The sequence below is a fragment of the Peribacillus simplex genome (assembly GCF_900156045.1).
Classification (GTDB): Bacteria; Bacillota; Bacilli; order Bacillales; family DSM-1321; genus Peribacillus; species Peribacillus simplex_D.
Genome location: NZ_FTMX01000008.1, coordinates 12,569 through 30,099, shown reverse-complemented (window position 1 = coordinate 30,099; position 17,531 = coordinate 12,569). Strand labels below are relative to the sequence as shown.

12 protein-coding genes and 1 pseudogene are annotated in these 17,531 nt (G+C 38.1%); 12 read left to right on the top strand and 1 reads right to left on the bottom strand.

All coding sequences use genetic code 11. The annotated features are described in order from the left end of the window. Nucleotides 1-239: 239 nt before the first annotated feature. Entirely contained in the window at nucleotides 240-1,937 is a 1,698-nt protein-coding gene (locus tag BW986_RS23270; RefSeq protein ID WP_076371264.1) for a sigma-54 interaction domain-containing protein, read from the top strand. A 765-nt stretch (nucleotides 1,938-2,702) separates the two neighbouring features. Here BW986_RS23270 and BW986_RS23265 read toward each other — a convergent pair. Further along, complete coding sequence (locus BW986_RS23265; protein ID WP_076371262.1) at nucleotides 2,703-4,097, bottom strand: amino acid permease; 1,395 nt, start codon at nucleotides 4,095-4,097, stop codon at nucleotides 2,703-2,705. Nucleotides 4,098-4,891: 794 nt separating this feature from the next. Here BW986_RS23265 and pruA point away from each other — a divergent pair. The 11 genes and pseudogenes from pruA to BW986_RS23205 all read left to right on the top strand — a co-directional run bounded on the left by pruA (nucleotide 4,892) and on the right by BW986_RS23205 (nucleotide 17,520). Next, a complete protein-coding gene (gene pruA / locus BW986_RS23260; protein ID WP_076371260.1) occupies nucleotides 4,892-6,460 on the top strand; it encodes an L-glutamate gamma-semialdehyde dehydrogenase in 1,569 nt (522 codons plus the stop codon). A 72-nt stretch (nucleotides 6,461-6,532) separates the two neighbouring features. Next, nucleotides 6,533-7,447, top strand: a complete 915-nt coding sequence (locus BW986_RS23255; RefSeq protein WP_076371258.1) for a proline dehydrogenase family protein — start codon at nucleotides 6,533-6,535, stop codon at nucleotides 7,445-7,447. 478 nt (nucleotides 7,448-7,925) lie between these two features. Beyond that, the gene (locus tag BW986_RS23250) at nucleotides 7,926-8,432 is read left to right on the top strand and encodes an acyl-CoA thioesterase (RefSeq protein ID WP_076371256.1); all 507 of its coding nucleotides are present in this window, start codon (nucleotides 7,926-7,928) and stop codon (nucleotides 8,430-8,432) included. 158 nt (nucleotides 8,433-8,590) lie between these two features. Further along, nucleotides 8,591-9,046: pseudogene (locus BW986_RS30920) on the top strand (Rossmann-fold NAD(P)-binding domain-containing protein). A 213-nt stretch (nucleotides 9,047-9,259) separates the two neighbouring features. Then, nucleotides 9,260-9,514: a biotin/lipoyl-containing protein gene (locus BW986_RS23235; protein WP_076371251.1), complete on the top strand. Its 255-nt coding sequence runs from the start codon at nucleotides 9,260-9,262 to the stop codon at nucleotides 9,512-9,514. A gap of 999 nt (nucleotides 9,515-10,513) precedes the next feature. After that, a complete protein-coding gene (locus BW986_RS23230; RefSeq protein ID WP_076371249.1) occupies nucleotides 10,514-11,875 on the top strand; it encodes a cytochrome ubiquinol oxidase subunit I in 1,362 nt (453 codons plus the stop codon). Nucleotides 11,876-11,890: 15 nt separating this feature from the next. Next, a complete protein-coding gene (locus BW986_RS23225) occupies nucleotides 11,891-12,937 on the top strand; it encodes a cytochrome d ubiquinol oxidase subunit II (protein ID WP_076371247.1) in 1,047 nt (348 codons plus the stop codon). Between the two features lie 28 nt (nucleotides 12,938-12,965). Next, nucleotides 12,966-13,721 (top strand): hypothetical protein, encoded by a 756-nt coding sequence (locus tag BW986_RS23220; protein ID WP_076371245.1) that lies wholly within the window; start codon nucleotides 12,966-12,968, stop codon nucleotides 13,719-13,721. A gap of 183 nt (nucleotides 13,722-13,904) precedes the next feature. Next, complete coding sequence (locus BW986_RS23215) at nucleotides 13,905-14,555, top strand: TetR/AcrR family transcriptional regulator (RefSeq protein ID WP_076371243.1); 651 nt, start codon at nucleotides 13,905-13,907, stop codon at nucleotides 14,553-14,555. Between the two features lie 60 nt (nucleotides 14,556-14,615). Beyond that, nucleotides 14,616-15,758: an acyl-CoA dehydrogenase gene (locus BW986_RS23210; RefSeq protein WP_076371241.1), complete on the top strand. Its 1,143-nt coding sequence runs from the start codon at nucleotides 14,616-14,618 to the stop codon at nucleotides 15,756-15,758. Nucleotides 15,759-15,882: 124 nt separating this feature from the next. Next, complete coding sequence (locus BW986_RS23205; RefSeq protein WP_076371574.1) at nucleotides 15,883-17,520, top strand: AMP-binding protein; 1,638 nt, start codon at nucleotides 15,883-15,885, stop codon at nucleotides 17,518-17,520. Nucleotides 17,521-17,531: the final 11 nt, after the last annotated feature.

Below are 17,531 nucleotides of genomic sequence, written 5' to 3'. Positions count from 1 at the left end.
AAAAGTGCTAATTCGTGAGCATATAATAAAAAAACTCTATTTTATGATAGAGTTTTTTTATTATAGTATTCCGTATTTCATTTACAGAAAATCAATCGATAGAAACATAGAGCGAAGTTTATATTATAATAATGTTATTAGTTTTTATTTACACATATTTGTTTTATGATTGTTTTAGAAGATGATACTGTATAAATTCTTATACTTTCTCATAAAATATATAATAAAAGGGGTTTATTATGTATAAAATGGAAGAAATTAACCTAGACAACTCCTTCACTATAGTGAAACCCTATACATCTTTAATTGATATAAAGAATAACTTTTTAAAGTATGATTTTGTAATCATTTCTGCGAAAGAATACTACATTGTTTCAAAGAATGAATGCAATTTCTTGGCATTAATGGATGATTCACTGTCTGTAATCGAGTGGATTGAAAAGGTAAAATGGACTCCCTCTACCATTTCTAAAATAGAAGAACTTTTTATGTTACAAATTGATTGGAGCAGACCGGTCCTAATTAAAGATCCAGAAAAAGAAGGAATTATTGGAATCATAACTGCAAACCAATGGGTTCAACTGCTGGAAATGAAAAATGAGGAGCTATCCGCATACTTTTCTACATTGGCGGAAACCATTAATGACGCAGTCACGGCTGTGGATCAAGAGGGGAAAGTTATCTGCTGGAATACCGTCGCTGAGGGAACATATAGTATTAAACGTGAAAATATCCTTGGTCAAAAGATTGGAGAGCATTTTCAATCAGAGTCTATTATATTACATCGTATTTTAAATGAGGGACGTCCCGTTCGTGGGGCTTATCATCGCCCTAATAATGATAATCACGTATTAGTAAATGCCTCTCCCGTTATAAAGGATAATACAGTTATTGGAGGCATTGCAACAGAACATGATATTACTCAAATTGTTCGTTTAAACGAGGAACTTGATTCTTCGTTACCGTTACTTATCCATCAGGACAACCCTTTTTCATCTATTATAGGAGTTAATGTAGAAATTCAAAAAGCAGTGAAGGTAGCGCAAAAAGTTGCCTACGCGGACATTCCGGTTCTGTTAACTGGAGAACCAGGTTCAGGAAAAGAGATGTTAGCACAAGCTATTCATTACGGCGGTTCAAAGCGTACAGGTCCTTTTGTATCTATTAATTGTTCAGCCATTCCTTCCACTCTTTTAGAGATTGAATTATTTGGATATCAAAAAGGAGCTTTTACAGCAGATAAGAAGACTGAAAAAAACGGAAAAATTGAACAATCACATAATGGAACATTATTTATTGAAGAAATTGATAAAATGCCATTAGACATTCAAGAAAAATTTCTACACTACTTGGAACATGGATCATTTTATCGTGTAGGTACAACGGAATTATTGACGACACATACACGTGTAATTGCCTCTACATCTCAGGCATTAGAAGCAATGGTAAAGGAAGGGAAATTCAACGAAAATCTTTATTATCGCTTAACTGTAATTAACATTGATATTCCTCCATTACGTGAAAGACCGGAAGATATTGTCAAATTAGTTGAACAGTTTGTGCAAGAGTTCAGTTCTAAGTATAAGAAACCAGTTCCGAAAATTGGATCGGAAGTTATAACTATATTAGTTAACTATGAATGGCCAGGAAATGTCCGCGAACTTCGGAATGTTGTGGAACGTGTTATCCTTCTGAATGATGAAAATATTATTAAAAGCAATCATCTTCAAAAAAACATAACTAGTAGTTATTATGTTCATAATGGCCATATCCCAGGCCCACAAGAAACATTATTTCAGGAAGAGGAAAAAGAAGAGTTATTCATGATTCAAGAAGCCTTAAGCAAGACATATGGAAACAAAAGTGCGGCTGCCAAATTACTCGGTATGTCCAGAGGAACACTCTACAATAAGATTAAAGAATACAAATTAAACTGATTTATTTTGCATTTTATTATTTCCCAGTTACGCACTCTATTGAAAATTTTGCTATCGCAGATAACAAAAAACGAGAGCCAGTTTCTGAAAAGACTGCTTTGATATTATCCCCTTTAGGTAGACAGTATAAAAAGACCACAAACAATCGTGGATATTACGCTGCTGCCTGGAGGGGATTTTATTATGGCTAAAAAAGGGCAAAAGTTCGAGAAATATTCAAAGGAGAAGAAAATGAAAGCTAATGATGTATTCGAATGGGGAAGGCAGCGATGAAATGATTACGAAGAACGTAAGCCTTCGTAGTAGGTATTCAGCTCAAACTAGTCTCTTTAGACGTTAAGATGGTTTATCCCCCAAAAAGGGATGTATACAGAACCATTCTCCATTCGGATCAAGGCTTCAAATACACAGTCCATGCATACAATGTACGACTTCAATAGCTCGGTATTAAATGAAACGAACTTGATAATGTCTGAGTGGAATCGTTCTTCCCCATTATATATCAGAGATGTTGAATCAAAATCATTTTAAAACTGTTTAAAGGTGAAGAAATTCTATTATTACGACAGCAAACGATTCCAAAAATGACTCAGCCACCGAGCTTCGATTGAATATCGAAACTCGATGGCTGTAGTCGTTTTATGACTGTCTACTTGACAGGTGAAATCAAATAATCTGAGTTGGGATTTTTTTATGCGCCAGCCGTGCCTAAGTTCTATTGGAAAAGAGTCCATTGTTTATGACGTCTTACCTTTTGTTTTGTAATTAAGATGCATTTTTTTCTTTGTTCATTGATAATAAATCCGATGATTTATTTTTCTTTAAGACAAAGAAAGAACCGACAATCAGAATAGTGAGAAGTAGTGTTAAAAAGAATTGTAAACGTAATGAATCAATAAATGTCATCGAGATGAAAATACTAGTGATCGTAATAATCGTTGCATATGTTAAATAAGGAAATAACCACATTCTGATTTTAAGTGCTCCAGGATTTTCTTTTTCGTATTTTCTTCGCATACGTAATTGAGAGAAGGCAATCACTAGATAAACAAGAAGCGCTACACCTCCGGAAGCATTAACTAAAAACAGAAATACTTTATCTGGAGAGACGTAATTGAACCCAATACTAATATAAGCAATAACGGTACATCCTAAAACCGCATTCATTGGTATCCCCTTCTTATTTACCTTTAAAAACATTCGGGGAGCATCTCCATTTTCCGCCATCGAAAATAACATACGGGAGCTCGTGTAAATACCAGAATTCAAACAAGAAAGTACTGCCGTAAAAAGAAGGAAATTCATGATTTGAGCTGCAGCTGGTATATTTAAAAGTTCAAGGACAGAAACAAAAGGACTTTTCATCAAACTAGTAGAGTCCCATGGAAGAATTGTTACGATTATTAAAATTGAACCTAGGTAAAAAGTTAAGATACGATAGATAACGGTATTTGTAGCAACCCTCATGGCTTTTTCAGGATGTGAGGTTTCCCCTGCTGCAGTCGCCACGATTTCACTCCCCATAAAAGAGAACATAACAACGGCAACTCCTATAAAGACAGAACTTATTCCAGATGGCAGGAATCCACCTCTATGTAGAAGGTTTGAAGTGCCAGGTGATTCGATACCTGGTATGAAACCGAATATAATGGCCCCTCCAAGGATTAAAAAGAGAACAATACTGACAACTTTGATCATGGATAGCCAATACTCAAACTCACCAAATGATTTAACAGAATAGATGTTAGTTAGGGTTAATAAAAAAGTAAGCATTAAGCTGACTGACCAAGAAGGCAAAGAAGGAAACCAATATTGAATAATTGTCGCACCTGCTATTGCTTCAACTGCAATGGCAATTACCCAAAAAAACCAGTATAACCAGCCAATTGTGTACCCGGCCCAAGGGCCGATCGCCTCTCGGGCGTAAGTGGAAAAAGAGCCGCTTGATGGATTTGCCGTTGACATTTCCCCAAGCATCCGCATCACCAAAATTACCAGTAATCCAGCTATTGCATATGAGAAAATAGAACCTGGCCCAGCCGTATTAATTAACGGGCCACTTCCAACAAATAATCCAGCACCGATGATTCCTCCTAGGGAAATCATGGTAATATGCCGAATTTTCAACTCTTTTTTCAATTTAGGTTGTTGATGATTCATATCCTACATCCTCTCTATAACGTAAAAACCAAAAAAATTAAGGGGATTCAGATCTTTCAAAATAGCAGAAAGTGAAAACCCTTAAAACAAGAAATAAATCTTTAACAAATCTTCCTCTTTTATTTCTTCTGCTTATTAGCATTAAAAATTCCATTTGCATATAGACTCCAATTAAAAGGTGAAAAAATATTAAGAATTATATGATAATACACTTTGTTCATATTTGTCTATTTATTTCCTGGAACGGAACAAAAACTATACAGTTATGTATACTTTAAAGTTATTTAAAAAACATAATCATCAGTTAATTAAAAAGCGAGCTCGTTCTGTTGTTATGATTGAAGGCATTCTTACAGCCATTTACATACTTTGTGATTCAGGAACTATGCCTTTGATTAAAAAGAAGCCGGTTACTGGGGGTGAATTCTCCCCAAGATAAATAAATTCTCCCATATACTGTTTAGAATATATCTATTGAACAAAAGTGTTTAATTTTAATTTATTTACACAATTTTGTTAAAAGTAGTATACAAAAGTGTGTAAATGGAATTATAATATGTTCATATTAAGTTTTTGAATATTTTTTGTATTATAAATTTTCCGTTAATAAAGGAGGCGAAATTGGATTAGTAAACTTTTTCATAACATCCATTAAATCTAAACGAAGAATTAGTATTTCATTTAAATTAGAGGCAGCTGCTATCATTTGAAAATTATTCATTACTTTTAATTAACTTAAGTTGAAGCGCAATTCCATTGATTATACAAATCTATTTTTTAAGGGAGAGAATAACATGATTACAACAAACAATACCGACATTAAAACATATAAGCACGAACCATTTACAGATTTTACACTTGAAGAAAATAAAAGTGAATTTAGAAAAGCTTTGGAAGTTGTACAATCAGAGTTAGGAAAAAATTATCCACTTGTCATTGGAGAAGAATTCATTACAACAAATGAACAAATTGTATCGTTAAATCCAGCAAAAAAGGAAGAAGTAATCGGTCGAGTTTCTAAAGCTAATAAAGAATTAGCTGAGAAAGCAATGCAAGCAGCATTGTCTACATTCACGACATGGAAAAAAGAAAAACCAGAAGAACGAGCTAACATTTTATTTCGTGCTGCGGATATCATTCGTCGTCGCAAACATGAATTTTCAGGCTATCTTGTTAAAGAAGCTGGAAAGCCATGGAAAGAAGCTGATGCAGATACGGCTGAAGCAATTGATTTCCTTGAATTCTATGCCCGTCAAATGATGCAATTAAAAGACGGAGTACCTGTAAAAAGTCGTGAGGGAGAGGCAAACAAGTTCAATTATATTCCACTTGGTGTAGGTGTCATTATTTCTCCATTCAACTTTCCATTAGCTATTATGGCCGGAACTGCAGCTGCAGCGATTGTTGCTGGAAACACGATTCTTCTGAAACCATCAAATAACACACCAGTGATTGCAGCGAAATTCGTTGAAGTTATGAAAGAAGCAGGTCTTCCTCATGGTGTACTTAACTATGTCCCAGGAGGCGGTGCGGAAATAGGCGATTATCTAGTTGATCATCCTAAAACTCGCTTTGTTTCCTTCACGGGTTCCCGTGAAGTAGGCTGCCGCATTTATGAACGCGCGGCAAAAGTGCATCCGGGTCAAATTTGGTTAAAGCGTGTGATTGCCGAAATGGGCGGAAAAGATACTGTAGTCGTAGATAAAGACGCGGATTTGGATGTAGCTGCCTCCTCGATTGTTTACTCTGCTTTTGGATTCTCGGGACAAAAGTGTTCGGCTGGTTCACGTGCAGTGGTACATCAGGATGTTTATGATGAAGTCCTTGAAAAAGCAGTGGCATTAACCCAGACTTTAACGATTGGCTGCCCTGAAGATGTAAATACTTATATGGGACCCGTTATCAGCCAGGCTTCTTACGATAAAATCATGAAATATATTGAAATAGGTAAGGAAGAAGGCAAGTTGATGACAGGTGGAGAAGGGGACGACTCAAAAGGGTACCTTATTGAACCGACCATCTTTGCGGATATTGATGAAAATGCACGTCTGATGCAGGAAGAAATTTTTGGACCTGTTGTAGCCTTTTGTAAAGCGCGCGATTTCGATCATATGATGGAAATCGCGAACAATACAGACTACGGCTTAACGGGTGCGTTACTTTCTAACACTCCTGCTCATATTGAACGAGCAAAAGAAGAATTCCACGTAGGTAATCTATACTTCAATCGCGGTTGTACAGGAGCAATCGTTGGGTATCATCCGTTTGGTGGGTTCAACATGTCTGGAACGGATTCGAAGGCAGGTGGACCTGATTATTTGATTCTACACATGCAAGCGAAAACAACTAGCGAAACACTTTAATAAGAGCTGGGGCAATTAAAAAGGTTGCCCCATTTAATATAACGAGGACATGCATTTTAGGGGGATATATTCATGCTAGCAGATGTTTCAAAAAATATTTTTCTTCACGCTTCCAACAACAAAGCGTTAAATAAAGCTGCGAAAAAATGGGGCCTTCGATTTGGGGCTTCCCAAGTTGTGGCAGGAGATACTATCAAAAGTGCGATTAAGAAAGTTCAAGAATTAAATGAAAAAGGCTTGGTTTGTACACTGGATCATTTAGGGGAATTTGTTTCAAGTAGAATAGAGGCGATAGAGGCAACGGAATATAACGTAAGAACGTTGGAAGCAATGGGTAGTGCAGGAGTAAATAGTAATCTATCTGTAAAAATGACCCAACTTGGTTTGGACATTGATCGAAATTTTTGTGTTCAAAATATGTGTCTAATTCTTGAGACAGCCAAGAAATACAATAATTTTGTCAGAATCGATATGGAAGATCATGCACATTGCCAAATCACGTTAGATATCCTGAGAGAATTACGCGAAACATATGATAATGTAGGAACAGTAATTCAATCCTATTTATATCGAGCGGAGCAGGACGTAAAAGAATTAAAAGGAATTCCCCTTCGTTTAGTTAAAGGAGCTTATCAAGAATCTCCTTCTGTGGCTTACCAAGAGAAAGAAGAAGTGGATAAAAATTATATGAGAATCATTGAAGAGCATTTGCTGAGTGGTAGCTATACGGCGATTGCTTCCCATGATCATCGTATCATTGCCAGTGTAAAAGAGTTTGTTCAAAAACACAATATTCCACGTAACCAATTTGAGTTTCAGATGTTATATGGATTTAGAACAGACATGCAATTAAGTTTAGCTAAAGAAGGATATACAATGCGTGTGTATATTCCTTTTGGTAACGACTGGTTTGGTTATTTTATGCGTCGCTTGGCAGAAAGACCACAAAATATTGCATTTGCCCTTAAAGGATTCTTTTCTAAATAATGGATGAGTGTATTAAAATGGGTGAAGATATCATAGAAAGTTAATTTACTTGTAGAATTCGTAACTGGGAAACTAAACAGATAGGCACAACCACTCTTTCTAAAATAGAAAAATATAAGCATAAATCTTCTCTCTTTCTCCGATTTAGCATGCATAAGGAAGATTTACGTTGTTGATAATTAAGTCGAATTCATTGATGATGGTTCAGTTTCAACTAGAACCGGAAGTCAAAGAAAGCGCTCAGTGAAGATATAATATGACCCCGTCCTCCCTTGACCGGTGAATTCACCAGTATGAAAAGACTTGAGCAGGTGGTGAATGATATTGTAAAGCAAGCTGCGCATTCTTGGAACACTAGGCTACGTACGCCGTTAGTGTTTTAAGGATAAAAAGCTCAAAATTGTATCATAATATAACCATATACTAAAAGTTTACATAGGTGATGATTTCAGCTCCCATGTTTTAGGAGGACGAGTTTATAGAAGCAAAATATTGCAGAGAATCAAGGGTGATAAGAACCAGTCGTATATTTCCAAATGATGTGAACAATCATAATACATTATTTGGCGGCAGATTAATGAGTGATGTCGATCAAGTAGCATCGATTTCGGCAGCACGTCATAGTCGAAGTGAATGTGTAACCGCTTCAACAGATTCAGTTGACTTTTTACATCCCATTCGTACAACAGATTCAGTGTGTTTTATATCTTATGTGGCATGGACCGGTACCTCTTCAATGGAGGTTTTTGTGAAAATTATTGCTGAAGATTTAAAAAGCAGTGTTCGTAGAATCGCAGCGACTGCTCTATTAACATTTGTTGCACTTGATGAACATAAACGTCCAACACGTGTTCCAAAGGTTATTCCGGAGACAGAAGAAGAAAAAAAATTACATGAAACGGCATTAGATCGAGCAAGTATGCGGCAGCAGAGAAAACAAAAAAGCAAAGATGTGGCTACGTTTTTAAGTGTAGATTATCCTTAACTTTCATAAAAAAGCTTTGAACCTACGAGGTGCAAAGAAGGTAAGAGGCAATCCTCATCAATATCGATCAAGTTGAAAAGCCGGAAAATAAGCAAAGTGAAGTATTAGATTTACCAAGTTCAAAACCAGTCTTTTCTCCGGCTATCGTTTCCAACATAATGATCAGTTGGGCCTACACCATTTGTATTGAGAAAACAGCTGGAATAGAGATTGAATTAAAGAGTGGACGAGCAATTATTCAAGTGTTGGGTAATGCAGGAAGTTACCTTACAACATTTATGCAAGAAGCAGGAGCAAGAGCGATTGGAATTTCAGTTTCATATGTTGCGCTATATGACCCAAAAGGGTTTGATATAGATTATTTGCTTGACTGCAGTGATAGTTTTAGCACAGTAAATAATTTGCTACAAACGTAATAACCGATGAAGGATGAATTGGGAAATAATGTAAGGTCAGGTTGTTCTAATCAAATCTCAAGTATGAATGTAGCATGCATTCATGCTTCCATTGTTGTCGAAGTTGCTAATGGACCGCCAACAATTGAAGCAACAACCATTTTAAGAAAAAGGAATGTATTTCAAGTACTGTCTTACTTGCCATTTCTGGTGGGATAATAGCTTCATAACTTTGAATGGGTGCAAAACAATCAGGCCATTATTGGACAGAAAAAATAGCACAAAAATTACGAAATAATAGTAATACTTTTCAAAAGGTTGCTTCAATAGCACAAAATTATCAAAACGATATGCGTTTAGCTGCTTACATGGATCAGTGTATATGATATTTGGAATGTCTAATTTATTTCTTTAGAAAGAGAGGTTTTTAAGGTGAAAAGAGTTATAGAAACTGTCTATAGTCCTTGTTGTGGAAAAGTTGAAAACATATTTGTTAGTCAAGGTTCTTATGTATATGAATGGGAAAAACTAATGGTAGTTCATACAACGGACAATAAAAAAGTAGAAATTGAGACTGGTGTAAGTGGTCATATTGTTTCAATTGAAGTAACAAAAAATCAAGATGTAAGTAATGAAACAGTGTTAATTCAGTTACAGGATGATTTATTAATCACAGGAAGTGATTGATAAGAAGGTGGGTATTTAAGATTAAGGATCTTGAATATGGATTTTTCTAAATTAGAGTCTTGCGATCCTATATATCGAATATTAAGAACATTTTGTATATTTTAACGTAGCAAAGCGGAATAAATGTAAGAGCTTCTAATTAGTGAGTAATCCCTTTTTTTATAATGGAAGAAAGCTTATTTATTAAATTTGCTGAGTACATTCATTTTTTTCATTCATAAGAGTACTAGTTATTGCACATATGTTTAAGGAGCTCTACGATATGGTAGAGTTTTTTTATTATAGAAATCCTTCTTTCTGGTGCAAAAACGACTCGCTAGAAACATAAAGCGATTTTAGCAATAAAGCTAATTTTTGTTTTGTTTGCCTTTTTAGGAACATTATTCTTGAAATTGGGAAAAGCCAATGCCAGCCGCAAATACACACATAGACTACTATATTGTAGGGTATGTGTGTATTTTTTATTGAAAGAAATATAAAAATAAATACATAGTTCTATAGACAATTTTGAACAATTCGCTGAATCCTCGATTCCTAGTGTTATCAATGGTGTTTGTTCGGTGACCCGTTCGATAAGTGGAATCATAAATTAACAGGTGGTACTGGTAAGCCAAAAGGTTTGGACAGAGGATTCTATGTGAAATCTACTATCTTTTCTGATGTGACGAACGAATGAAAATCGAACAAAAAGAAATCTTTCATCCATCCTTCGTGATGAATGAAACTTATTTTAATAAATATTTATTATTTGCACAACTATAATAAAATTGCCATTCGTACAGGCAATCTAAGTAAGGTTAAGAAGCGATCAACCATAGTGAATATATCCCAAAAATAACCTCGATAGAATACTTAAATAAAACAATCAACCAAAAACGTCATCAAGTAAAATACTGTCTTTCTGCAATACCATGAAAACTTAGTTTGTGGAATATTATTAAATATTTTCCTTTACAGAGGAGATACTACCAAGAGACAAAGGTTAGAAAGGAAAACAGTATGGATCATATACAAATGGCCCGTGCGATGTTCGGGACGAATATGGCTGTACATATCATATTTGCAACGATAGGCGTCGGGTTGCCGATGATGATGTTGGCAGCGGAATTGATGTATCAAAGGACAAAGGATATACAGTATGTTGTCATGGCCAAACGCTGGACCAAAACATTAGGGGTCTTGCTTGGGGTCGGGATTCCGACTGGTACGATTGCGGGTGTGCAACTGTCACTATTATGGCCAGGGTTCATGGAAGTGATTGGACGTGTTATGGCGCTTCCATTCCAAATTGAGATTTATGCATTCATGGTTGAAGCGCTATTCATGTCAATCTACGTGTATGCTGCTGAAAAAATAAAGCCTTGGGCCCGTATCGTGAGTTTATTCTTTGTTGCATTCGGTGCAATGGCTTCGGCGGTTTTGATTTCTAATGTCCATGCTTTTGAAGGGACACCGGCCGGGTTCCGGTTTGAAAATGGGGAAATCGTCGATGTCGATCCTTGGGCTGCATTTTTCAACCCAAGTTTCTTGGTGACGGCAGGTCATACGGCCCTGACTGCTTATACGACAGGTGCTTTTGTCGTAGCTGCCGTTGCAGCCTATAAGATGCTGAAAAATAAATATGGCACTGCTGAATTTAATTTTCACCAAAAAGCACTGAGGCTCAGTATTGTATTGGGTTTGGTTTTTTCTTTTTTGACGGCATTGAACGGTCATGCGACTACACAGCATTTATATAGGGAGCAGCCGGAAAAATTGGCGGCGGCTGAAGGGTTGTTTGAAACAAAGGACCATGCCGGACTTACCTTGTTTGGTTATACCGATAGGGAAGCACAGGAAGTGAAGTATGGGATTGAATTCCCATGGTTATTAAGCTTTCTATCCGGCAATAGCTTTGATACGGTCGTGACCGGCTTGAACGATTTTCCAGAAGAATATTGGCCGCCGCTATATGTCCATATCTTATTCAACGCCATGGTCATCATCGGTTCCGGCTTAATTGCCTTAGCACTGTTTGCATTGGTATGGAATAAATGGATGAAAAAGGAGACTTATCCGAAATGGGTTCTCTGGCTGTTTGTTGCTGCAGGCCCGCTTTCGGTGATTTCGATTGAATGTGGTTGGATTTTTGCTTGTACTGGCAGACAGCCATGGACGATATACAGGATGCTGACTACGGAGGATTCAGTCACTTCGTACGAAAACCTTGGATTTTTATTCACGATGTTCATTATTGTATATATCATTTTATGCGTTTCTGTCGTATTTACACTTTTGTATTATTTCAAACGTCATTCGGTAATGGATGATATATATAAGGCTGAACAGAAAGATGTAAGGCATTTCGATTCGAATTCATAAAAGGGGGGAAGGCGGTTGAGTGATGCTCTTCTTGCGATAACATTGGTCTGGGGCTTTATTTTTCTTTATGCCATCATGGCCTCCATGGACTTTGGCGCTGGCTTCTGGGCGATGACTTACATTAAAAAGGAAGAAACGAATGCTACGAAGATTGCAAATAGCTATTTATCACCGACTTGGGAGGTGACCAATACATTTGTTGTTGGTCTTGTCATTGCGATTTACAGTTTATTTCCAGGTGCGGTTTTCCCGATTGGAGTAGCCTTGATCGTTCCTGCGAGCCTGATATTGGTCCTGTTATGTATTAGGAGCGCTTTCTTGGTTTTTTCGCATAGCGTGGACAAATATGAAAAAGCGTTAACATATATCTCAGGATTGACGGGATTGATCATACCCGGGCTATTAATCAGTGTATTGCCCATCACCCACCTTGGATTTGTAGAAGGCGTGAGAGGAAATGAAGAATTGAATCTATCTAAACTTTTCACGAGTCCGAATGAGTATGCATTTGTGGGGTTTGGAATCATGAGTACGCTTTTTTTATCATCTTTGCTACTGTCCGATTACTCAAAACAGGCTGATGAAATGAAAGCATACAAAATATATCGCAGGGATGCGATGATAACGGGACCGCTTATGCTGGTCATGGCTCTGTTGGTTATGCTCACGTTAAAAAACGAAGCGAATTGGATCTACCAAGGAATGATGAAAAACTCGGCATTGTTATTCGTCTCGCTAGTTTTTTTCATCATTAGCGGGATAGCACTGTACTTACCCTATTTTTCTAAGCAGGAGGTTAAAGGAATGCCTCGCGTCGCTGTAATAGCGATTATCATTCAGTATTTAATTGGCAGTTATGTTTATGGTATCGCACATTTACCTTATATCATATATCCAAATGTCACGATTCTTTCAGGATTTACCGATCCAACATCTTTCCGGGCAGTTTTTGCCACATATATCGTGGGCTTTGCGATATTAGTGCCAGGGTTCTATTATTTCTGGTCCATCTTCATGAAAGATCAGCGTCGAAAGTTCAAACGGCGGCAAATGTCAAATTAGTTCATCTTGGAAAAGAGAGGTTATCACTATGAAAAAGTTAGATCTGCTAAAATATGCGGTTTTAGTCATCTCACTCTTTTTGAGCTATCAAGCGGTTGAAGCGCATGATAAAAATTTTCATGTCGATGGCACTTATATTTCAACAAAAAGAGATGTAACAGGTGACCAGAAAATAGACATCATCCAGGTTCAGGGGCTGCCATATGAGGAAGGAAGCAAGTTTCTGAAGAAAATCGAGTTAAGTGTGGAAAGCAATCGCCGTACAATCACTGTCCCGCTTAAAGCTGGATATAATCCAGATCTCAAGGTTGCCGACTTGAATAATGATGGGGTACAGGATGTATTGGTCACGGTTTTGATGGAAGGTAGAGAGCGGTTGATAACCAGTTACGCCTATACGTTCAAGGATGGAAAAGTGAAGGAACTGGAAATCCCTCCATCCGTTCCCGTAATGGCCCAATTTCTTGACGGATACAAAGCGGAAATCATTATTGAAGGTCAAAAGCCTGTGGTGATAGATGTCAGTTCCAGAAAACAAGCTTATGATGAAATGGGCATTTATCAAAATGGAAAACTAAATGAACCGACAGAGCTTTTGGTTGATCCATATTCTTCACTGGACTTAAAGAACGTTTTTGGAAAAGGGAAAGCGCTTGTGGGAGTCCAAAATGTAAAAGGGTCCGATGAACGTGATTCGATATTGGAAATCAAATCAGTATGGAAGTATAACAATGGATGGCAGCTTGTAAAAGCCCAAGTTAAACCGGTCAAGGGAAAAAAGTGAATGGCAATAAGGGTTAGTATCGAATGTGTCATATTCAAGCATAAAGTAGATTGACAGCTCTTGGTATTGAGGGCTGTTTTTTGTTTATAATTTAAAATTGACAATTTTTAAATATTTGGTAAAATCTAAATAAATCCAGTTTTTACATAATAAATCTCTTTATTCTGGATTAAATGTAAGCGGATACAAGGGGGGTGCAGTCTTACGGAGTTAAAAGAAAAAATAATTGAAACATCGTTGGCGCTCTTCGATCAGCATGGTTTTCATGGTGTCTCCGTTAACGAAATCGTTAAGGCATGCGGAACTAGCAAGGGGGGGTTTTATCACCATTTCTCTTCCAAAGATGAACTCCTATTTGTCATTCATGATTACTTTATTTCATATGTTTTAATAAAAGCACAGGAAGCCATTTCAGAAAGTACCCATCCAACAGAAAAAATGCAAAAGATCATTCAATCATTCGTTAAAGTTTTTGACCTCTATAAACCACACATCTCAGTTTTCTATCAAGAAAGCATTTACTTAAAACCACCTTATGTTGAAGCAATCAAAAAAAAGCGTCAAATGTATAAAGAAATCATTTTTTCCGTCATCAAAGAAGGCATTGACAAGGGAGTATTCCGCAGCGAATTGCCAGTGGAAATTACCGGAATGTCAATTCTTGGCATGGTGAACTGGTCCTACAAATGGTACAAAAGGGACGGTGGAAAAACGATTGATGAAATCGGTGATATTTACGTAGATTTAATTCTGAATGCCCTATTGACAGAGAAACAAAAAGATACTGAAATCACCCAGCCATTTTTACTGAAGAACAAAGTTGTTGCGGATTAAACAATTAACTTGATTTGTACAGACCAACTAGTCGGTCTCAATTGAAAGGGGAATGAAAATATGGATTTTTCACTTACAAAAGAACAGCAGATGATTAAGGAAATGGTAAAGGAATTTGCCGAAAAGGAAATTAAACCCATAGCGATAGAGTTGGATGCAAAGTCCATGTTTGCGGAGGATGCATTCAAAAAAATGGGGAAACTCGGGTTGCTTGGAATTCCATTTCCTGAAGAATATGGCGGTTCGGGCGGAGATACGATTTCATATGCCATTGCAGTTGAAGAGGTTGGCAAGGCGTGCGGGGGAACGGGCTTAAGTTATGCTGCAGCCGTTTCGCTCGGAGCAAGTCCAATTTACTATTTTGGAACCGAAGAACAGAAGCAAAAATATCTGGTTCCAATCACGACCGGAGAAACTCTGGCAGCTTTCGGGTTGACAGAGCCCAATGCGGGTTCCGATGCTGGCGGCACTAGAACCACTGCCGTGTTGGAAGGTGATGAGTATGTGATCAATGGTGAGAAAACTTGGATTACAAATGCCAGCTATTCAAGAACCGTAACCGTCACTGCTGTATCGGGCAAAGATTCCAAGGGCAAGAATATCATCTCGGCATTCATCGTGCCAACCGATACCCAAGGGCTTACGATTAATAGCAATTATGAAAAAATGGGAGTTAGGGCTTCCAATACTTGTGAAATCATTCTGGATAACGTCCGGGTACCAAAGGAAAATATATTGGGAGATCCAGACAAAGGGTTCAAACAATTCTTATTCACACTGGATGGAGGAAGGATTTCCATTGCAGCTTTGGCCGTCGGTATCGCTCAGGCTGCCTTTGATAAAGCTTTAGCTTTTTCAAAAGAGCGCATTCAATTCGGTAAATCGATATCAAATTTCCAGGCCATTCAATTCAAGCTGGCAGACATGGCGATGGAAATTGAATTGGCGAGGAATATGGTATATAAGGCTGCATGGTTAAAAGACAATAAAAAACCTTTTGCGAAGGAAGCGGCATACGCCAAGCTTTTTGCAAGTGAAACCGCTTTCCGGGCCAGCAATCAAGCGATTCAAATACATGGCGGATCTGGTTACATGCGCGAATATGAAGTGGAGCGCTATTTAAGAGATGCTAAGTTATTGGAGATTGGTGAAGGCACATCCGAAATTCAAAGACTCGTTATCGCCAGACAATTAGGCTGTTAATCTTTCTGGAACGTAAAATGAACGATGATGCTTTGGTTCATTTTGGTGAAAAGCAGATGTTATCTATACAGCAAAACGCGTCCATTCTTACTTTTATTTGATTAGGAGGAGTTTGATGTCTGATTTGCTAGATATTACGATCGGGAAATTGCTTGAAAGGACAGCTGAACAATATGGTGATAATGAAGCGGTTGTATACCATGAACTGGGCCTCCGCCATTCCTATCGCGAATTTGAAAAGATTTGCCGAAAGGCGGCCAGGGGGTTTATGTCACTCGATATAAAAAAAGGGGAACATATCGCCATTTGGGCGTCCAATAAACCGGAATGGCTTATATCCCAATTTTCCACCGCGAAAATGGGCGGGGTGCTGGTTACGGTCAACACTAATTACCGCACAAGTGAATTGGAATACTTGCTCAAGCAATCCGATGCGACGACGATCATCCTGATGGAGCAATTTAAGGATCATTCATATATAGATACGCTGTACGAAATCGTTCCTGAATTGAAAAATGCAGAACCAGGAAAATTACAATCTGAGAAACTGCCAAAATTGAAAAATATCATCGTTTTAGGTAAAACGCGTTATCCCGGAACGTTTTCGTGGGATGATGTCATTAGCGGGAGCGAGTCCATTTCGGAGGAGTCACTGGACATGAGGATGGAGGAATTGGCTCCAGATGATGTGATTAATATGCAATATACATCAGGGACGACAGGATTTCCAAAAGGAGTGATGCTGACGCATTCTAACCTGGTCAACAACGGATTGAATGTCGCGGAATGCATGAAACTTACCGAAGTTGACCGGCTTTGCATCCCGGTTCCGTTTTTTCATTGTTTCGGCTGTTCCCTTGGTACGATGGCATCTGTTTCTGTAGGGGCAGCAATGGTGCCGATTGTGGAATTTAATCCACGCGTCGTCCTTCAGACCGTTGAAGCCGAAAAATGTACGGCACTTCATGGTGTTCCGACGATGTTCATCGCTCAACTTAATCTCGATGATTTTGACCAGTATGATTTACGTTCGTTGCGGACTGGAATCATGGCAGGCTCCACATGTCCGATCGAAGTCATGAGAAGCGTGGTGAATAAGATGGGAATCTCGGAAATCACGATTACTTATGGTCAAACGGAATCGTCTCCAGGAATTACGATGACAAGAACGGACGATCCGATCGAACTTCGTGTTTCCTCAGTGGGAAGGGCTTTGCCGAAAGTGGAAGTGAAAATTGTCGATCCGGCTACAGGGGAAGAAGTCCCTCGGGGTATACAGGGTGAACTCTGTTCCAGGGGATATCATGTAATGAAAGGATATTATAATAACCCTGAAGCTACTGAGCAGGCGATTGACCGGGAAGGCTGGCTTCATACGGGAGATTTGGCAGTGATGGATGAAAGGGGTTATTGCAAGATTACAGGGCGGCTGAAAGATATGATCATTCGCGGAGGGGAAAATATTTATCCCCGGGAGATCGAAGAATTCCTCTATCAACATCCTGCAATTGTCGATGTCCAGGTACTCGGCGTTCCAGATCGGAAGTATGGGGAAGAGGTAGCTGCATGGATCATTCTGAAAGCGGGTGAAACCCTTACGGAGAAAGAATTGATAGAGTATTGCAAAGGGAAAATATCTTTTCATAAAATTCCCCGTTACATTCAATTTACCGATGCTTATCCCATGACTGCATCCGGGAAAATCCAAAAGTATAAGCTTCGGCAACAAACTCTTGATTTACTATCGGAACGCACTAAATAAGGAGGGTATCG

Coding starts and splice junctions, on each gene's coding strand:
- BW986_RS23210 (WP_076371241.1), top strand. CDS start 14,616: ATGGATTTTTCACTTACAAAAGAACAGCAGATGATTAAGGAAATGGTA.
- BW986_RS23255 (WP_076371258.1), top strand. CDS start 6,533: ATGCTAGCAGATGTTTCAAAAAATATTTTTCTTCACGCTTCCAACAAC.
- BW986_RS23265 (WP_076371262.1), bottom strand. CDS start 4,097: ATGAATCATCAACAACCTAAATTGAAAAAAGAGTTGAAAATTCGGCAT.
- BW986_RS23220 (WP_076371245.1), top strand. CDS start 12,966: ATGAAAAAGTTAGATCTGCTAAAATATGCGGTTTTAGTCATCTCACTC.
- pruA (WP_076371260.1), top strand. CDS start 4,892: ATGATTACAACAAACAATACCGACATTAAAACATATAAGCACGAACCA.
- BW986_RS23270 (WP_076371264.1), top strand. CDS start 240: ATGTATAAAATGGAAGAAATTAACCTAGACAACTCCTTCACTATAGTG.
- BW986_RS23230 (WP_076371249.1), top strand. CDS start 10,514: ATGGATCATATACAAATGGCCCGTGCGATGTTCGGGACGAATATGGCT.